Origin of the sequence: Enterobacter cloacae complex sp. GF14B (assembly GCF_004136805.1) — a bacterium.
GTDB classification, from domain to species: Bacteria; Pseudomonadota; Gammaproteobacteria; order Enterobacterales; family Enterobacteriaceae; genus Enterobacter; species Enterobacter hormaechei_C.
The window spans coordinates 1-1,161 of record NZ_QFRV01000299.1; the positions used below are offsets into that span (position 1 = coordinate 1).

At 65.6% G+C, this 1,161-nt stretch carries 2 protein-coding genes; both read right to left on the minus strand.

All coding sequences use genetic code 11. The annotated features are described in order from the left end of the window. The coding region (locus tag DD606_RS25340; protein ID WP_129259490.1) for a beta-ketoacyl-ACP synthase at positions 1-911 on the minus strand (911 nt) is incomplete at its 3' end. A gap of 1 nt (position 912) precedes the next feature. Then, a partial coding sequence (locus DD606_RS25345) for a DUF3261 domain-containing protein (protein ID WP_129259492.1) occupies positions 913-1,161 on the minus strand: 249 nt, incomplete at its 5' end.

Sequence of the window (1,161 nt, forward strand, 5' to 3'; positions counted from 1 at the left end):
ACGCGGTCGCCAAAGAGATCGTGGATAACCTGCGCCTCAATGCGATCGTTCAGCGGCGTGGCGGTGCCGTGCAGGTTGATATAGCCGACGTCCGCCGCCGTTATGCCCGCCTCGTTCAGCGCCTGGTTGATGGCGCGGATCGCCCCTTCGCCCTGCGGATGTGGGGCGGAAATATGGTACGCATCGCTGGATTCCCCCGCGCCCAGCAGCGCAACCTCGCCCGGCTCGCGGGTCAGCACCATCAGTGCCGCCGCTTCGCCAATGGTGATCCCCCGACGGTTGCGGCCAAACGGTTCGCACAGGGTCGGGGAGAAGGACTCCAGGCTGTTGAAGCCGTTGACCGGCATGCGGCTCAGGCTGTCGGCCCCGCCGACGATGGCGACGTCCACCAGCCCGGCGTCGATCAGGCGACGACCGCTGATGATCGCCCGCGCGCTGGAGGAGCAGGCGGTCGAAATGGTATACGCCGGGCCGTCCAGCGCAAGCCAGCTGGCGAGAAAGCGCGACGGATCGCCCAGCTCCTGCTGCGGATATTGCCACTGCGGGCTGCGCTCGCCGTTCTGCGCGCGGCGCACGTACTCATCACCCTCGTCCAGTCCGGAGGTGCTGGTGCCCAGCACAACCGCCACGCGGTCTCGCCCCACGCGCGCAATGGCCGTATCGACGGCGGGCCGGATTTGCGCAAGCGCCGCCAGCAGCAGCTGGTTGTTGCGGCTGCGATGCGCAGAAAAAGACTCGGGGACAGGGGGAAGTTCACCCTCCACGCCTCCCAGCACGGCCTCGGGTAAGCCCTGTAGCCAGCCCGCACGTTGGCGCATCCCGGGGGCCACGCCAGCGATCAGGTTCGCCGCTATTTCATCAGCCGAGTTGCCGAGCGCGTTGACCATGCCAACGGCAGAAAGGTAAATCATCTCAGTCACCCAGATATTGAATGGTGATGTGGTAGTGAAAAGCGTGCTGCACAATGCTAATCGGTTCGCGCCTGCCGTTACGGTTCAGGTAGGCAATTTCCGTGACCAGCTTGCCATCGGGGTTGCGCAGTTCGCGTCTGGTGTCAGTATCGTTCAGCGTCCAGCCTTTCGGCAACTGCGGCTGCCAGGCGCTGAGCGGCCAGTGGCTCAGCATCACGTCGGCCAGCACCTGGCTGGCGGGCGGCAGCTG